Origin of the sequence: Dyadobacter psychrotolerans (genome assembly GCF_004349265.1) — a bacterium.
In the GTDB taxonomy this organism is placed as follows: Bacteria; Bacteroidota; Bacteroidia; order Cytophagales; family Spirosomataceae; genus Dyadobacter; species Dyadobacter psychrotolerans.
Genome location: NZ_SMFL01000004.1, coordinates 474,257 through 489,049 on the forward strand (window position 1 = coordinate 474,257; position 14,793 = coordinate 489,049).

Genomic DNA, 14,793 nt, shown 5'->3' on the forward strand with positions numbered 1-14,793 from the left:
AAAGGTAGCCGAAGGTCCCGAAAATTGGATAAGAAAAAATATATAGTTTTACGCCCGCTTATACAGACGTTTCATTTCAAGAGAATCAAATTTAACTAAAATGCCTTCATTCGCAATAAAGCTTGCCGGAACAGAAGATATCGGAACGATCATCGGCATTCAGGAAAAAACCTGGGAACCAACTTACAGGGAAATACTTAGCAGGGAACAAATTGAATATATGTTTGAAAAAATATATTCGTACGATGCATTAAAAAAATCGATACTGTTGGAAGGACAGCAGTTTTTACTTCTTATTTCAGGAGAGCAGACAATTGGCTTTGCGGCTGTTTCAGAAGCCGAACCCGGATGTTTCAAACTTCATAAAGTATATCTTCTTCCATCCAGCCAGGGAACGGGTGCGGGCAGGCACCTGCTTACGGCGGCTGAGGAATATGTCAAATCGGTAGGCGGAAGAAAAATGACCCTGAACGTAAATAAATACAATAAGGCCAAATCATTTTATGAAAAAATGAATTACAAGGTAATCCGTGAAGAGGACATACCCATCGGGCCTTACTGGATGAATGACTATGTGCTCGAAAAAGATTTGTTTTAAGCAGGAGACTGCTGAGCAAGCTTCATTTTTTTGATGTTTCTTTTCTGGCTTTTCAGTCCCTGCATCGGGTGATAATGGTTGCTTTTGCTCACGTAATAACCGGTTCCGTCGTATGTTCTTTTTCCTGGATGTGCTTTACATTCCGGAGAGCAGGCTCCTTCCATTTCGTCCCCGCATTTATGGCAAATGGGAACATGGGTGTTACATTCTGCATTCGCGCAATTGACCATACGGTCGCACTCGTCACCGCAAATGTGGCATTTTGAAATAACCGTCGGGTTAATGTGGTTTACATCTACGGTAATACGGTTATCAAAGACATAACACTTGCCATCAAAATTCTCTCCGCCTTCTTCAAGTCCGTAGCGGATAATTCCGCCATGAAGCTGATACACATCGGTGAAGCCTTTTTCAAGAAGATAAGCGCTTGCTTTTTCACATTTGATCCCTCCTGTGCAATATGTTACGATCTTTTTATCTTTTAAATGCGCTATTTCATGAATGTGATCAGGCAGCTCACGCAGGTTATGCATATCAAAAGTGATTGCGCCTTTGAACTTGCCAACTTCATGTTCATAGTCAGAACGCATGTCAACCAAAACGACTTCGGGATCGTTTAACAGCGCCTTAAATTCAGAAGGTTCAAGATGCTTTCCGGTCCTTACCAACGGATCAACATTCAGATCGGAATTAACGATTTCGTCCTTTACACGCACATGTAATTTTTGGAATGCAATGGTGTCGTGTGCTTCAATCTTAAACTGAACATGACTGAAACGTTCATCAGAACGCACATAATTCATATATGCTTCACAGTCCTCCGGTGTTCCGGAAACGGTGCCATTGAGTCCTTCCGGAGCAATGATAACTCTGCCGAGCAGATTGTTTTCTACGCAAAAAAAGTGATGCTCATCGCGATAAGTTTCCGTGTTGGCGATAGGAGCGTAGCAGTAATATAATATAACCCTGAATGGCTTCATTGTTTTTATTTTTTGCAAAAGCGTGATAAAGCTTTGGCGACATCTTCTTTGGAAATGATGAATAAGCACTTACCGGACTGTATTCATGGAAATCAGCCGCAAATATACAAATATTGAAAGTTTATAGAAAATGAAAAGAAACTGACTTTCATCACCTCAAACTATGTTGAGCCTGTTTACAACTTATATTATAAATTTTTTATGCTATTTTCTGGCTACCACTTCGTTAAATTTTTCGCGATAGCTTAGGCTATCCCTGCAAAATTTGCGTCGTCTCGCTCAGAAAATGAGCTATAAACAATTTTACAATTCAAATTAAACATGCTCTTAGCGTAATTGTCTATTTTTGCCGGCGAGTCTCAGGATTTATAACCATTCATTCACAAATTTAATTCAGGCAGCTCATGCACATTGCTATTGTAGGAAATATTGGCGCAGGTAAAACAACGTTAACCCAAATGTTGGGCGCTCATTATAAATGGGATGTGATGTATGAAGCTGTGGAAGGCAATCCATATCTGGCCGATTTTTATGAAGACATGGAGCGCTGGGCATTTAATCTTCAGATTTATTTCCTGAACAGCCGATTTGCACAGGTTCAGAAAATCCGTTCGACAACCTACGCAACGATAATTCAGGACCGTACGATTTATGAAGATGCTTTTATCTTCGCCAGAAATCTGGTAGAATCAAAGATTATGACAGAAAGGGATTATCAGACCTATCTTCTGCTTTTTAATTCCATCATCAACACAGTTTCCCAGCCCGACCTTTTGATATATTTAAAGGCTGATATTCCCAAACTGGTTTCTCAGATCAAAAAAAGGGGAAGAGAATTTGAAGCGGATATGTCAACCGACTATTTGCAGAACCTCAACAACTATTACGAGGACTTTGCCAAAAACTACGATCACGGAAGAATGATTGAAATCGATGTGAACAATATGGATTTTGCTTCAAATCCCGAAGACTTTAAGTTTATCACAGAAAAACTGGATCGGGAGTTGTTTTATGTGTAGGGGTAATCAGCTTTGTGGTTTTTTGCTGGTTATGAAAAAGTAAATTGAAAATAATACTTCTGTAAGGCTGCCGGTTAGTAGAGTGATAAAGGATGATGCCTGAAACGTGAAAAGCAGGTAACCCGAAATGGCCAGCAATCCGCCGAATACCCAAAATACTTTATTGCCATAGATGGTTTGAAATGTAAGGTAGCGGCCACCAATAATCAGAAGCATTCCCTGAAAAAACCATTCAGGTTTTTGGAAAGAGAGCACATAAGCTAAAGGAATAGTTAAAAGCATGAATAACGTTCCCTCCATAGCCAGCGCACCCATTGGATTCGTTTGGCTATGTGATTCTTTTATACCCAACAATTTATTGACTAACAAACTTATCGGGTGTATCAGTGCGCCGCCGATTAGTAATGTCCAGATTCCGTGTTTATTTGAAGAACTGTAAGTGACAGCAGAAGCTGTAAGCCAGACTAATCCTGAGACAAGAACGCCTGTTGCACCGTTGAAATAATTTTCACGCATTTCCTGCTGCGCCGCTTTTACTGAAAGGGAATTGTCTTCTGGGTTCATCTTAATTAAGGAAGGATAAATAACAGTTGCAAGATAGAGAAAACGGAAGATAAATATTCCAGATCAATGGATTTGCCAGGTTATATTTTCCCTGTTCCTAAGTCGCTGAAAGCTTTTTCTATTAAAAATACATAGTTACCCACAGGTGCATTAATGTCGCTTATAAAGTGCTTATCGTCCATAATATGCTGAATAGTAAAAGCGTTGTTAAGACTACGATCCAATATCAGGAAGTGCTTTTCTTCCCGCAGTGCTATGGACGGACTTGCTTCTGTGAGGAATTGATAATAGTCGTCCAATACAATCTTTTTGGAAAAGCGAAGACAGGCCACCCTCACCTGGCTTTCAGGAACATTAGATATAACTATGAAACGCTTAGAATCTATGCGAATAGCATGTTCGAAGATGGGAGATCCGTTACCATTATTAATACTACCGATGACCTGACAGCCGGGCCATTTCTCCTCAACAGCTTTTACAAGATCTTCCATAAAATCTTTAATTGGGTCCATATTGGATGTCCGACTTTTTGGTAAAACTAATTTAGATGATAAGGTAGCCGTTAATATCAGAATTTCTTAAAAAAGAGTTAGGCGGTAACATTGGATAGTAATACGATCTTAAACAGCTCAGCAATTGTGCTTTTGCTAGACACGAATTAGACCCATAAAAACTTTTTCACAAAAAAAGTGCGTTTAGAGCCTCTAAACGCACTTTTTGAAAGTGACCAAAAGGAGATTCGAACTCTGAAATGGTGCCTTCTTAGTACGCTTAGGGATGTTTTCTATGTTAAAAATGGCAGACATTCGGCCGACATGTGACATTATTCCGACATGGAAATCGGCAACTTTCCGATGTGTTTTTATTAAGAATTGTGATCATTGCAGAAACTAAACATTTGCAAAAGCAATGATCACATTAATTAAGGCAGGATATTGGTCAGGTGATAAATTTATTCCTACAAAAAGCACTCTCAAAATTTTCAAGTGGACAGTTTTTGTTCACTCCTGGGATTACAAAGACTTTTTGTAAAGCTTTTATCACGAGGCTGTTATTAAATCAACAGTTTTGAATATTACTGACATCTTACAAACACCAGTGGCCTCACTAGTAGTAAACCAAATCGCTTCACCGAATGCAGGATCGCTTTTGTATACTTCACTTACAGTCATCAAAGGACCACCAGATTTTAAGCGTATTGTATCACCAATTTTGAACTTTGCGTCGTCAGCCATTTTTTTGTTGTTAATTGTTTGGGTAATTATTATTAATCATGAAAAGTGGAAAGGCGTCAACCTTCCCACTTTTCATGATTTTCAGAGATTCTCAAAAAAAGGTTTGATTTTATCTAATTCCTTAAACTCCTGAAGGTTTGAGGTTAGGATTTTAGTAAACAGGCGCCTGGCGACATCGTCAACACTGATACTGATCACTTTCATATCGTCAAACGAATATGGAACATCTTTCCCGTCATCATCGGCCAGTACAGGTAGCTGACCGTGAGCAAACTTGTTTCTAAAGTTGTACGCTGCATCGAGCTGAGATGAGAGTAATGAATTATCTTCTTCGGAAGATGCCAGATATTTACGGACACGATCATTAACCTTGGGCTTAAGGCCTTTTTCCTCAAAGTCCGTTACCAGAGCTTCTAGCAAGGACAGATAAAGGATGATTTTTATTGGTAAATATGATATATTCCGAAGCAATAGCAGGAAATTATATGCACGGTGAATCCTAGGAATATCGTAGTTGCTAAAATTAAAGGTGCTTATCTGCGCCTCGTAATCGTCATAATTCTCTTTTTTTGATACGGTAAGCCCATTTGCCAGATCAGCGGGACTTTTTGATTCAGCCATGGCTGGCATTAAGAGGTCTAGTAATGAAAATGCCTTATCAAATTCTTCTTTTGAGAATTTCTCAGGTTTGTGATCTCCAGATGAATTTGTGAAATTGATATTTGATTGTGCCATCGAAAATCTGACAAATGAATCGTCAGAAGCGAAAATCCTGTCAATACAAACTGCGTTATCCTTAATGAACCATAAAGGCATAAGAAACTCTTTAAAGGCTATTATGCAGGAATCGGCTATAGTGCTTGTAGATTTGGCCATTTCTTCCGGTAGAGCATAGTACATGTTTGGTAGATCACGTAAAAATGTGTAACCAGTTTCACCATAGCATCTTAGGAAAGCCTCATTGTGGTAGATATCGCTATACTCATTACGACCGTTTGGACTTAGCTTAATATCCCCTTTAAAGTTAACGGCCTCACTTAATTTTAAATTTAAAATACCTGAGATTGCTTGGATGTAGCTCATTTGCGAATTTGTTTGGAAGGGCTATATTTTTTGATACTTTTTCACTCAGCAATAAAAACCTCAATAAAATTCTCCACCACAAAGCTCATCTCCCGCTCTGATCCGTTGGGTAAATAAGCAATGCCCTGGTATTCGTCAGGCGCTACTATGGTTCTTGGTACAAAGTCAAATACATCGTATGTTTCCGGGTCTATCTTCCTGACAGTTCCGATATCGCTAATGCCAGTTTTCATTCTGCAAGCCAATAGCAGACCTTCACTCAGTGCCCGGTCAAGTTTTTGTCTGATTCTTTCTTCTGTCATAATCTGAATCAGACAATTATTCAAAAAGCAATTTTACTTGCGCGTTATCACAACCATAGCAATCCGATGTGTACCAGGTGAATTGTTTTCGCTGGCCAGGAGCAAGCTTATCGCTTACGACGTACGTTTCATCTGTATTTACAACGTTTCCGGCATTATCAGAATAAGTAACCTCCATTTTTAGATAACTAATGGGTAATTCTGATTCATTAACTACTACACCCTTTCCTTCAACCGCTCCGCCATAACCAGTCCTATTCCAGCTCCACTTATCGATCTTGACCTTTTCCTTCATGTCCTGCATAAGCTTATCTTTTTCCAAATCAGATTTGCCCGGTATATCCATGTCTCCATCGAAGACAAAAAATCCATAGCTGTCTATTATTCTCCAATCACCTAATGTCTTGGTCAGAACAAAAACCGGATTTCGTTGAAGCTTAGCGCCGAAAGCATTAGTTGTTGTGCCATCGACTTCGACGTATGTTTTCCCATCTTTTTCTATCGAGGTTAGTTTCCACTCATCTATTTGATAGTATTTGTATTTTTCAAGAGCTGTGCTCACGTAGCTGTAATCAAAAACCGATGTCGACCCTTCTTCTAACTTTTGAGTTTTAAACATGGTCAGTGCTTTATTCACCGCAGCTTTTGGACCAAAAAGAATCGAGATTGAATCTTTAAAAAAGAAGCCAGCTGAGGCCGACACAAGTAGGATCACCGCTATGGCGATCAAGATTTTGTTGTTTTTCATTTTAGGGAGGGTAGATTGAGAGTATATTAAAGATGTTTACATTAATGAGAGTGGGTTTTGTATTTAATTAATGATTTTCCGGTACCCGGAAAGCTTACCTTCGGCAATGTTCGAAAAGCTAAATACAAGAAATAATATTGTAAAGTAAACAGATTTTTATCAGAGAGGTAGCTTAAAATGTTAAAGTTCCGGATGAATCAAAATTCATTAGTATTTAGTCGCTTACGACGTAATAGTTGGGAGTACCAATAAGTCAAAAACAATACAAATCCCAATATATAACTAAATCATTAATTTTCGTAGATTTAGTTGGAAGTGATTAATAAGCGGCAGCCCGTAGCCAACGCTGGTAAAGATTTTAATTTATATCGGGAGTTGTGCCGAGCAAGAACATCGGGGAATTTCCCAAAGAGTGATCCCAGGAATGTTTCTCCGGATCAAAAGTTTTAACTGAAACAAAAAAAGCTGCAAATGTTTGATTTGCAGCTTTTAATACTTGATTTTTCGTGACCAAAAGGAGATTCGAACTCCCACACCTGTAAAGGCACTACCCCCTCAAAGTAGCGTGTCTACCAATTCCACCACCTGGCCATAGACGATTTTTGACTGGGCTTTTCCCAATCGAGATGCGAAAATACAATTTTAAATAGATGATCCAAAGGTGTTAGAAATGTTTTTGTGGTTGATTTTTACCAATTTCTCCTATCGTCTTGTAAATGAACAGAAAATAAGAGATTTGTTTCCTCTGACGTATGTTGATGGTGGTGACATCGCAGGTCTGGCAGTTAAAGGCTTTCTTCTGGCACGATATGTGATTAATCTGTCGTAACTCCGCATTTGAAATATTGGCCTTTATGATCTGTTTAACAGATTTAGATTCTTATATTCCGGTGCTTCTAAACGAATTTTTTTTTAAATGGACATGAACAATTTACCATTAACTGTCAAAAGGTCAATCGAATTACTCGGGTTGGTTCTACTGGTGGGTATCTTCGTCATTGGAAATGACATCATTATGCCAATTATAATGGCATTTTTTATCAGTATTGTTTTGCTGCCGGTTTTTCGGTTTTTGAAGGGTCATAAAGTCCCGGAAGCGCTAGCGATCGTTCTGCCGATTCTGCTACTGGTGATCATTCTGGGTGGGATCGTCTGGTTTTTTTCTGCCCAGGTTGGTCTCCTCGTTGCTGATTTTCCCCAGATTAAAAACAACGTGGCAATCCATGTAAAGGCTTTAAGCGACTGGGTTTCTACGATCAGCAGTTATTCGACTACTGAACAGATGGAATTTATCAATAAAAATACCAATGAACTGATCAGTTTTGCAGGAAAAAGAGCCAGTGGTGCTGCTCTTACATTAAGCTCGCTTTTCGTTTTTGTCGGACTGCTTCCCATCTACATTTACCTGATGCTTTTCTACAAAGACATCATCCTGCGTTTCATTTTTATGTGGTTTACACCGGACCACCATCCCAAGGTGAAAGAGGCTATCTATGAAACAGAGACAATCATTAAAAGTTACCTGGTTGGATTGTTAATACAAGTGACCTATATGACTGTCTTGCTGGGGCTTATATTAATGGTGATCGGGATCAAACATGCCCTTCTGATTGGTGTTATCTTTGCTTTTTTGAACCTGATTCCTTATGTAGGTGCATTGATAGGCAACATCATCGGCGTTCTGCTGACTCTGACTTCTTCCACAGAGCTTTGGCCGGTTGTGACTGTGCTTTGTGTGATTGCGGGTGTACAATTTCTGGATAATAATATCTTAATGCCACGCATTGTCGGTTCAAAAGTTAAAATCAATGCGCTTTTTGCCATTTTGGGAGTGATAATCGGAGGAAATATTGCTGGTGTCTCAGGAATGTTCCTTTCCATGCCGATTATTGCAGTTCTTAAAGTAATCTTTGACAGAACAGATATTTTCAAACAATGGGGTGTGCTTCTGGGTGATGAGCGCCCGCAAAGAAGTCCTATGACCTTTCCCGCATTCCGTAAGAAAGGAAAAGTTACCACCAGACCTGGTGTTGATAAAGCGTAGTAAAGCTCATTCAGCAAAAAAACGGATCGTCTGTTGTCAGGCGATCCGTTTTTGTTAATCAGTTGTCTTACTTCGACAGTTCAGCAAATTCTTCTTCTGAGAGTTCAATTTCTGCGGCCTTCATATTTTCCTGTAAATGCGCAATTGACTTTGTACCAGGTATTAACAAGATGTTCGATGAACGCTTTAGCAGCCAGGCAAGCGCGATCTGAGCAGTTGTAGCTTTATGTTTTTCCGCGATTTTAGTGATCTTTTCAGCCAGTTTATCCGGGCCCGAAGCAAGCGGGAACCATGGAATAAATGCCATTTCGCGTTCCGCTGTATAATCCACAATGTTTTCCCACTGGCGATTTCCCAGGTTATAAAGGTTTTGAACCGAAACAATTGGAAGTACTTTTTCCGCCAGCTCAATCTGCTCGATGGTTACCTCGGAAAGGCCAACAAATTTGATCTTCCCCGTTTTTACCGCATCAACAACCGGGGCAAGCGTTTCGTCCACAGGAATTTTAGGATCAATTCTATGCAGCTGCCAAAGGTCAATTGTGTCCGTTTTTAATCTATCCAGACTTCCCTCAATATTTTGGCGGATAAATTCAGGATCTCCGTTTGGTACCCACTTGTTTGGTCCGGGCCGTACAAAACCACCCTTTGTTGCTATAATCAAATCCTTGTTATAGGGAAATAAAGCATCAGCGATCAGCGATTCGTTAAACTGCGGGCCGTATGCTTCTGCCGTATCTATGAAGTTCACTCCGGAAGCTAGCGCAGCCTGTAAAACTTTTTTTGCATTGTCCCGATCTGCTACCTCACCGAAAACGCCAAAACCTGTGAGCTGCATGCCGCCATATCCCAGGCGGTTTATTTCAATTTCATTACCAAGTTTAAATGTAAGATCTTTCTTTACTGAATTCATTATTTCCTGTTTTTAGTGTTTTTTTACTTAGCATAAACAAAAATGTGCCCGGAAGTTTGAAGACAAAAAATAAGTTAATTTGTTGCTGTTAAAAATTAATTCACCGGGTTTTGTACATAAAAGCCAAAGTTATTTAGGCAGAAAAGTTAATTGAACCACAGCAGCCTTAGCACCATCTGAATTGCTTCTTTGCCAGCCAAAAGAAAGCGGCAGGCGTTCGAGAAGGAAGGCTTCTATGCCCAAGGAAAGTTTCCCTTTTTTATGAGTACCGGATATCCAGTCTGCTAAAAAATGCAGTTTTTTATAAAATAACCCGGCATCTACCGCGCCCTGAAACCCATAAACGGCACCGTCACTCAGATACCGGTGGTTGCTGATGTAAGGCCCGGCAGCAAATTTGTACCGGTCATGATCTCCAAGTGAAGCGACAAGGTTGGTGTAGCCGTAATATACAAACTTGTCGGGATGAAAATGCGACAGATTAGTGCCAGCTACTGCTCCCAAACCAACCGACCATATTTGATTTAGTTCAAAAACCTTTTGTGCATTTGCCAGAAGCAACGGAGCAAAAGGACTGGCGATGGTACTGTCGTTGATTTCAAAGTGTTTGTTTTTTGCGCTGTAATCCAGATTGATCAAATTTAATCCCACTTCCCACTTTTTTCCCAAACCGTAGGTCAGAGTAGTTGAAGACTCAATTTGGTCCTGAATTTCAAATTGCTGCTGAATACTTATTTTACGGACATCGGTAATATCGGACGAGGACACATTAAACACGGTAAGCTGCCCAAGTACCTTATGGGTCGGAATAAAAAGAATAAAGCCGCAAGCAATGAGCAGGGATAGTTTTCTCATAAATGTATAATTGTGAAAGGTCTATGATTATTAGGTCTGCCAAGATCAACAAGATCAATTTGTCTAAGCATCAGCCGGAAAAAAGCTTGCCAGTTGAAGTGTAAGAATATGAGAAAATCAGACCAGCAGTTCCTTCTAACGCGTTTTACAGCGTTGAATCAACCGATAGCGTGTATTGCTTTCTACATCAAATTCCGGATAATCAAAAATATATGCTTGAGAAAGCAAAAATGTGCGCTGCCGGCTTGCTAAAAGCAATGGAACGCATTTTTTAAGGGGCGGGCAAACATTAACAATTATTCATATGAAAACGGAATCGGGCTCAGAGCCAAAATTTAAGACCAAAACCTCGGCTAGTGCTGAACCGGCACTGCAAGAATTGTTTCTGGACAGTCTTCAGGATATTTACTGGGCTGAAAATCATCTGGTTAGAGCGTTGCCAAAAATGATTCAGGCAGCAACATCGGAAAAACTGGTTACCGCCATCACAAACCATCTTGAAGAAACAAAAGGACATGTTGTTCGTCTTGAGCAGATTTTTGATCTGATGGGTGAAAAAGCCATCGCAAAAAAATGTGATGCGATGGAAGGCTTGTCAAAAGAAGGAGAGGGGATCGTAGAAAGTACAGATGAAGGCACTGCTACCCGTGATGTGGGCATTATCCTAGCTTCACAAAAAGTCGAGCATTATGAGATTGCAACTTATGGAGGGCTGACACAGCTTGCCAAAACACTTGGACTTGATGAGGTTGCTGAAATTCTTGCGGCAACACTTGCAGAGGAAAAACTTGCGGATGAATTACTTACGGAAGTGGCCGAAAATGACGTCAACTATAAAGCTTCTGAGGAAGCCTGATTTAACCCTTAATAAAACTTTTATGGCAACCAAAAAAGCAGAACCGGCCGTCCAGCCGGAAAATGATAAAACAGTCACCCTGGCTCCACATACAGAAATTGCATCAGACCAACTGATGACTACTAACACAGGAACGCGGATTAATGACGATCAAAACTCTTTGAAAGCGGGCGACAGAGGACCGTCACTGCTTGAAGATTTTATCTTCCGCGAAAAGATGACTCACTTTGACCATGAGCGGATTCCTGAGCGCGTCGTGCACGCAAGAGGATCAGGAGCACATGGTATTTTCAAAGTATACGAACCAATGGCTTCACTAACGAAGGCGGGGTTTTTGAATGATACAGAAATTGAAACACCTGTATTCGTTCGGTTCTCAACCGTTGCTGGTTCACGCGGCTCTTCGGATCTGGCAAGAGATGCAAGAGGTTTTGCGGTTAAGTTTTATACACAGGAAGGTAATTTTGACCTTGTAGGAAACAACATTCCTGTCTTTTTTATTCAGGATGCGATAAAGTTTCCGGATTTAATACATGCGGTGAAACCTGAACCGGATAGTGAAATGCCGCAGGCTGCATCTGCTCATGACACGTTTTGGGATTTCATTTCCCTGATGCCAGAATCTGCACACATGATTATGTGGGTTATGAGTGACCGCGCCCTTCCACGAAGTTATCGTATGATGGAAGGTTTCGGTGTACACACTTTTCGTTTTATAAATGAAGAAGGAGTTTCCAGCTTTGTGAAGTTTCACTGGAAACCGTTGCTGGGGGTGCATTCGGTTGCCTGGGACGAAGCGCAGAATATTTCCGGCAAGGATCCGGATTTTCACAGAAGAGATCTTTGGGATGCAATCGAAAGCGGTAATTTCCCGGAATGGGAATTGGGTGTTCAGATTATTCCCGAAGAAGATGAATTCAAGTTTGAATTTGATCTGCTGGATTCTACAAAATTAATTCCCGAGGAGCTTGTGCCCGTCCAGCGAATTGGAAAGTTGACCTTGAACAGAAATCCGGATAATTTCCATGCAGAAACCGAGCAGGTTGCTTTTCACCTTGGACATGTAGTGCCCGGTATCGATTTTACCAACGATCCATTGCTACAGGGCCGCTTGTTTTCCTACACGGATACACAACTGCTTCGTCTGGGCGGACCTAACTTTCAGGAAATACCGATCAACAGACCGATCGTGAGCGTTCACAACAATCAACGTGACGGCCACATGCGTCAGACGATCAATAAAGGAAAAGTAAGTTACAGCCCAAATTCCCTTGGCGGCGGATCACCTGCCCAAGCGAAAGCTTCGGAAGGCGGATTTACCAGTTATGCCGAAAGAATTGATGCCGGTAAAGTGCGTGCAAGAAGCAAAAGCTTCTTCGATCACTTCAGTCAGGCAAGGTTGTTTTTTAACAGCCAGTCGGATCCCGAAAAGAACCACATTGTAGATGCACTGAGCTTTGAGCTGGGAAAGGTTAAAACAGTCGCGATCCGTGAGCGGATGCTTGGCATTCTTTCTCTGATTGATAAGGGTCTCGCTGCCGAAGTGGCATTTGCGCTACGTATTTCTGTTCCACAGGATCCTGCATTACCTGTAAATCACAGTATTCCTGCGGACGGAGATCCGGCTGATTACGATTCTGTAATGGTTGAAGGGTCTTTAAAATCGTCTGATGCGCTGAGTATGGCTAATACGATCAAGGACACCGTTGAAACCAGAAAAATAGCGTTTCTAGCTGCTGACGGCGTCGACGAAGTTTCGTTGAAAACAGTAAAAGCTGCGTTGGAAGCAGAAGGAGCTGTGGTGGAGGTTATCGCACCAAGGTTGAATTATATTATTTCAGCCAATGACGAAGAGATTTATGTCAGCCATAGTTTTCTGACTGCATCTTCGGTTTTATATGATGCGGTATATGTTCCCGGAGGAACCAACAGCGTAGCTACAATTGAGGCAGAGGCTGATGCGATCCATTTCCTGAATGAGGCTTTTAAACACTGTAAAGCAATCGCTGCTGACGAATCTGCTGCACAGGTATTGGAAGCGACCTATTTCAGCAAAAAGATACCATCCGATTTTTCCGAAGAAACTGTTCTTCGTGAAGGAATTGTGGTAGGTGGCGATGCTGAAACGCTAGCTGACAAATTTATTATTGCAATTGCCCAGCACCGCTTTTGGGAGCGTGAAAAACCAAGAAAGATTCCGGCATAAACCTGAATTATACAAGAAAGCCATCCGTAGATTATATGCGGATGGCTTTTGTTTTACCGCAGTCTAGCCAATTCAAAATCCAGGGTATCTTTATTAAAAATCGTATGCAGATGCATTTTCTTCTGCGTCCGGTTGCTCACCAAAACCCTGACAGAATCTTTCTTCGGATTTTTATCGCTCTTACCTGCAAATGATAACTTTAAATCGTTTTTCAAACTATCATACTGGTATGAACCACGCAAACTTTCAGAAGGTTTATAACGATAGGGGTTGGGACTAAATGCACAGCCAGACCTTCCGGAAAAATAAATACGTTTGTAAGCAGTGGAATCTGTCAGCCACGCAGCATCCGGTACAACCTCACCGTTTCGTGTGATCTTTTCTACTTTCCAGGTGCCCCGCAACACCGTGTCGCTTTCGTCGGTGACTACATAATAATTGATCAAAGAAAAAGCAGCCGCAATGGGTAAGAACCTTAGTGCAGTTTTCATCCATCCTGCACCAATAACGACCGGCGGAAGATGATCTGCCAAATCCCAGAACACTGATTTTAGCTTTTTAATATCAACCAGTAATAAAAATGTTAAACCAATCTTAAAAAGAATAGAATTGACAAATGCTCCGGTAGCGATTGAGTAGAAGATGTTGATAAACAAAATGTTAACCAATACAGGTAGCAGAATCATCACGCCTAATAGCGTTGTGCGCCTGTAAAGCAGCAGCACTGATCCGCCAATCTGAAAAAGTGCAATGATCACCGCCAGTGTGTAGGAGTAACCAAAGTAATACCAGGTCAGACCAAATCCGTCAACTTCTCCCATAGGTATGTCGAGCCGGTAATCCGGTGACTGAAGCTGCGTCTTTAAAATTTTTGCAAAGCCGTATGTTGAGATCATCAGCGCCAGCCAGTAGCGGATAATGCCCTGAAGCCATGCATGATGCATAACGCTGGAGATTCTGCCCGCACGCTCACCTTTTTCCCAAATCCAGGTATAAATGAGGCTGGAAATGAGAATAAGATTGTAACTTACCATGGACTCATACTCAAGAAACTTACCATACTTTTCCCAGAATGAGGGCGGTAAAAGCTCGGAGGGCAATATGATGATGCTGTAAGCACCATAAATGGCAAGCAGACATTCACAAAACTTGAAAAACCAGGTTGTGCGGTGATAGGGAAAAGGTATTGACATATTTCAGATTTTTTGAAACAGGTATTTCAAAGATAAATTGATTTTTAAATTATGGTGATATTCCATGAGGCAATAATCTGCTTTTGCGGCCCGCAAACATATTTTTCGGTTGAAAAACGTTTTGTTAAATGTCAAAAATGGTACAATTCATATTCAGTGAGAACAGACTTTGTAAACAGGCTGCGGTGTCAGATTTG

At 40.9% G+C, this 14,793-nt stretch carries 16 protein-coding genes and 1 tRNA gene; 6 read left to right on the forward strand and 11 right to left on the reverse strand.

What is annotated here, in order from left to right; genetic code table 11:
- Positions 1 to 100: 100 nt before the first annotated feature.
- Complete coding sequence (locus E0F88_RS13650; protein WP_131958807.1) at positions 101 to 598, forward strand: GNAT family N-acetyltransferase; 498 nt, start codon at positions 101 to 103, stop codon at positions 596 to 598.
- On the opposite strand, the gene trhO is transcribed toward E0F88_RS13650, so the two are convergent.
- The gene (trhO, locus tag E0F88_RS13655; RefSeq protein ID WP_131958808.1) at positions 595 to 1,578 is read right to left on the reverse strand and encodes an oxygen-dependent tRNA uridine(34) hydroxylase TrhO; all 984 of its coding nucleotides are present in this window, start codon (positions 1,576 to 1,578) and stop codon (positions 595 to 597) included. The genes E0F88_RS13650 and trhO overlap by 4 nt on opposite strands.
- 404 nt (positions 1,579 to 1,982) lie before the next feature.
- Between trhO and E0F88_RS13660 the strand changes: the two genes are divergently transcribed.
- Positions 1,983 to 2,597: a deoxynucleoside kinase gene (locus E0F88_RS13660; protein ID WP_131958809.1), complete on the forward strand. Its 615-nt coding sequence runs from the start codon at positions 1,983 to 1,985 to the stop codon at positions 2,595 to 2,597.
- A 6-nt stretch (positions 2,598 to 2,603) separates the two neighbouring features.
- Here E0F88_RS13660 and E0F88_RS13665 read toward each other — a convergent pair whose 3' ends face one another.
- The 7 genes from E0F88_RS13665 to E0F88_RS13695 all read right to left on the reverse strand — a co-directional run bounded on the left by E0F88_RS13665 (position 2,604) and on the right by E0F88_RS13695 (position 7,120).
- Complete coding sequence (locus E0F88_RS13665) at positions 2,604 to 3,161, reverse strand: DUF7010 family protein (protein ID WP_131958810.1); 558 nt, start codon at positions 3,159 to 3,161, stop codon at positions 2,604 to 2,606.
- Positions 3,162 to 3,241: 80 nt separating this feature from the next.
- A complete protein-coding gene (locus tag E0F88_RS13670) occupies positions 3,242 to 3,673 on the reverse strand; it encodes a hypothetical protein (protein ID WP_131958811.1) in 432 nt (143 codons plus the stop codon).
- Positions 3,674 to 4,201: 528 nt separating this feature from the next.
- Complete coding sequence (locus E0F88_RS13675; RefSeq protein WP_131958812.1) at positions 4,202 to 4,396, reverse strand: DUF2158 domain-containing protein; 195 nt, start codon at positions 4,394 to 4,396, stop codon at positions 4,202 to 4,204.
- Positions 4,397 to 4,477: 81 nt separating this feature from the next.
- The gene (locus E0F88_RS13680; RefSeq protein ID WP_131958813.1) at positions 4,478 to 5,479 is read right to left on the reverse strand and encodes a HEPN domain-containing protein; all 1,002 of its coding nucleotides are present in this window, start codon (positions 5,477 to 5,479) and stop codon (positions 4,478 to 4,480) included.
- A 41-nt stretch (positions 5,480 to 5,520) separates the two neighbouring features.
- On the reverse strand, positions 5,521 to 5,781 hold the full coding sequence (locus E0F88_RS13685; RefSeq protein ID WP_131958814.1) for a hypothetical protein: 261 nt from the start codon (positions 5,779 to 5,781) through the stop codon (positions 5,521 to 5,523).
- Positions 5,782 to 5,797: 16 nt separating this feature from the next.
- Positions 5,798 to 6,529: an FxLYD domain-containing protein gene (locus E0F88_RS13690; RefSeq protein WP_131958815.1), complete on the reverse strand. Its 732-nt coding sequence runs from the start codon at positions 6,527 to 6,529 to the stop codon at positions 5,798 to 5,800.
- Positions 6,530 to 7,036: 507 nt separating this feature from the next.
- Positions 7,037 to 7,120: transfer RNA gene (locus tag E0F88_RS13695), tRNA-Leu, on the reverse strand.
- Between the two features lie 79 nt (positions 7,121 to 7,199).
- Between E0F88_RS13695 and E0F88_RS33690 the strand changes: the two genes are divergently transcribed.
- Together E0F88_RS33690 and E0F88_RS13700 are read left to right on the forward strand one after the other, a co-directional pair.
- On the forward strand, positions 7,200 to 7,358 hold the full coding sequence (locus E0F88_RS33690) for a hypothetical protein (protein WP_165940058.1): 159 nt from the start codon (positions 7,200 to 7,202) through the stop codon (positions 7,356 to 7,358).
- Positions 7,359 to 7,451: 93 nt separating this feature from the next.
- Positions 7,452 to 8,573 carry an AI-2E family transporter gene (locus E0F88_RS13700; protein ID WP_131958816.1) on the forward strand — a complete coding sequence of 374 codons (1,122 nt, stop codon included), beginning with the start codon at positions 7,452 to 7,454 and terminating at the stop codon, positions 8,571 to 8,573.
- A gap of 67 nt (positions 8,574 to 8,640) precedes the next feature.
- On the opposite strand, the gene E0F88_RS13705 is transcribed toward E0F88_RS13700, so the two are convergent.
- Together E0F88_RS13705 and E0F88_RS13710 are read right to left on the reverse strand one after the other, a co-directional pair.
- Positions 8,641 to 9,486 carry an aldo/keto reductase gene (locus E0F88_RS13705; RefSeq protein WP_131958817.1) on the reverse strand — a complete coding sequence of 282 codons (846 nt, stop codon included), beginning with the start codon at positions 9,484 to 9,486 and terminating at the stop codon, positions 8,641 to 8,643.
- A gap of 129 nt (positions 9,487 to 9,615) precedes the next feature.
- A complete protein-coding gene (locus E0F88_RS13710; RefSeq protein WP_131958818.1) occupies positions 9,616 to 10,341 on the reverse strand; it encodes a hypothetical protein in 726 nt (241 codons plus the stop codon).
- 304 nt (positions 10,342 to 10,645) lie between these two features.
- Here E0F88_RS13710 and E0F88_RS13715 point away from each other — a divergent pair, with 304 nt between their 5' ends.
- Both E0F88_RS13715 and E0F88_RS13720 read left to right on the forward strand, forming a co-directional pair.
- Entirely contained in the window at positions 10,646 to 11,197 is a 552-nt protein-coding gene (locus E0F88_RS13715) for a YciE/YciF ferroxidase family protein (protein WP_131958819.1), read from the forward strand.
- 22 nt (positions 11,198 to 11,219) lie between these two features.
- Entirely contained in the window at positions 11,220 to 13,403 is a 2,184-nt protein-coding gene (locus tag E0F88_RS13720; protein ID WP_131958820.1) for a catalase, read from the forward strand.
- A gap of 53 nt (positions 13,404 to 13,456) precedes the next feature.
- Here the strand turns inward: E0F88_RS13720 and E0F88_RS13725 are convergent, their stop codons facing one another.
- Complete coding sequence (locus tag E0F88_RS13725) at positions 13,457 to 14,596, reverse strand: hypothetical protein (protein WP_131958821.1); 1,140 nt, start codon at positions 14,594 to 14,596, stop codon at positions 13,457 to 13,459.
- Positions 14,597 to 14,793: the final 197 nt, after the last annotated feature.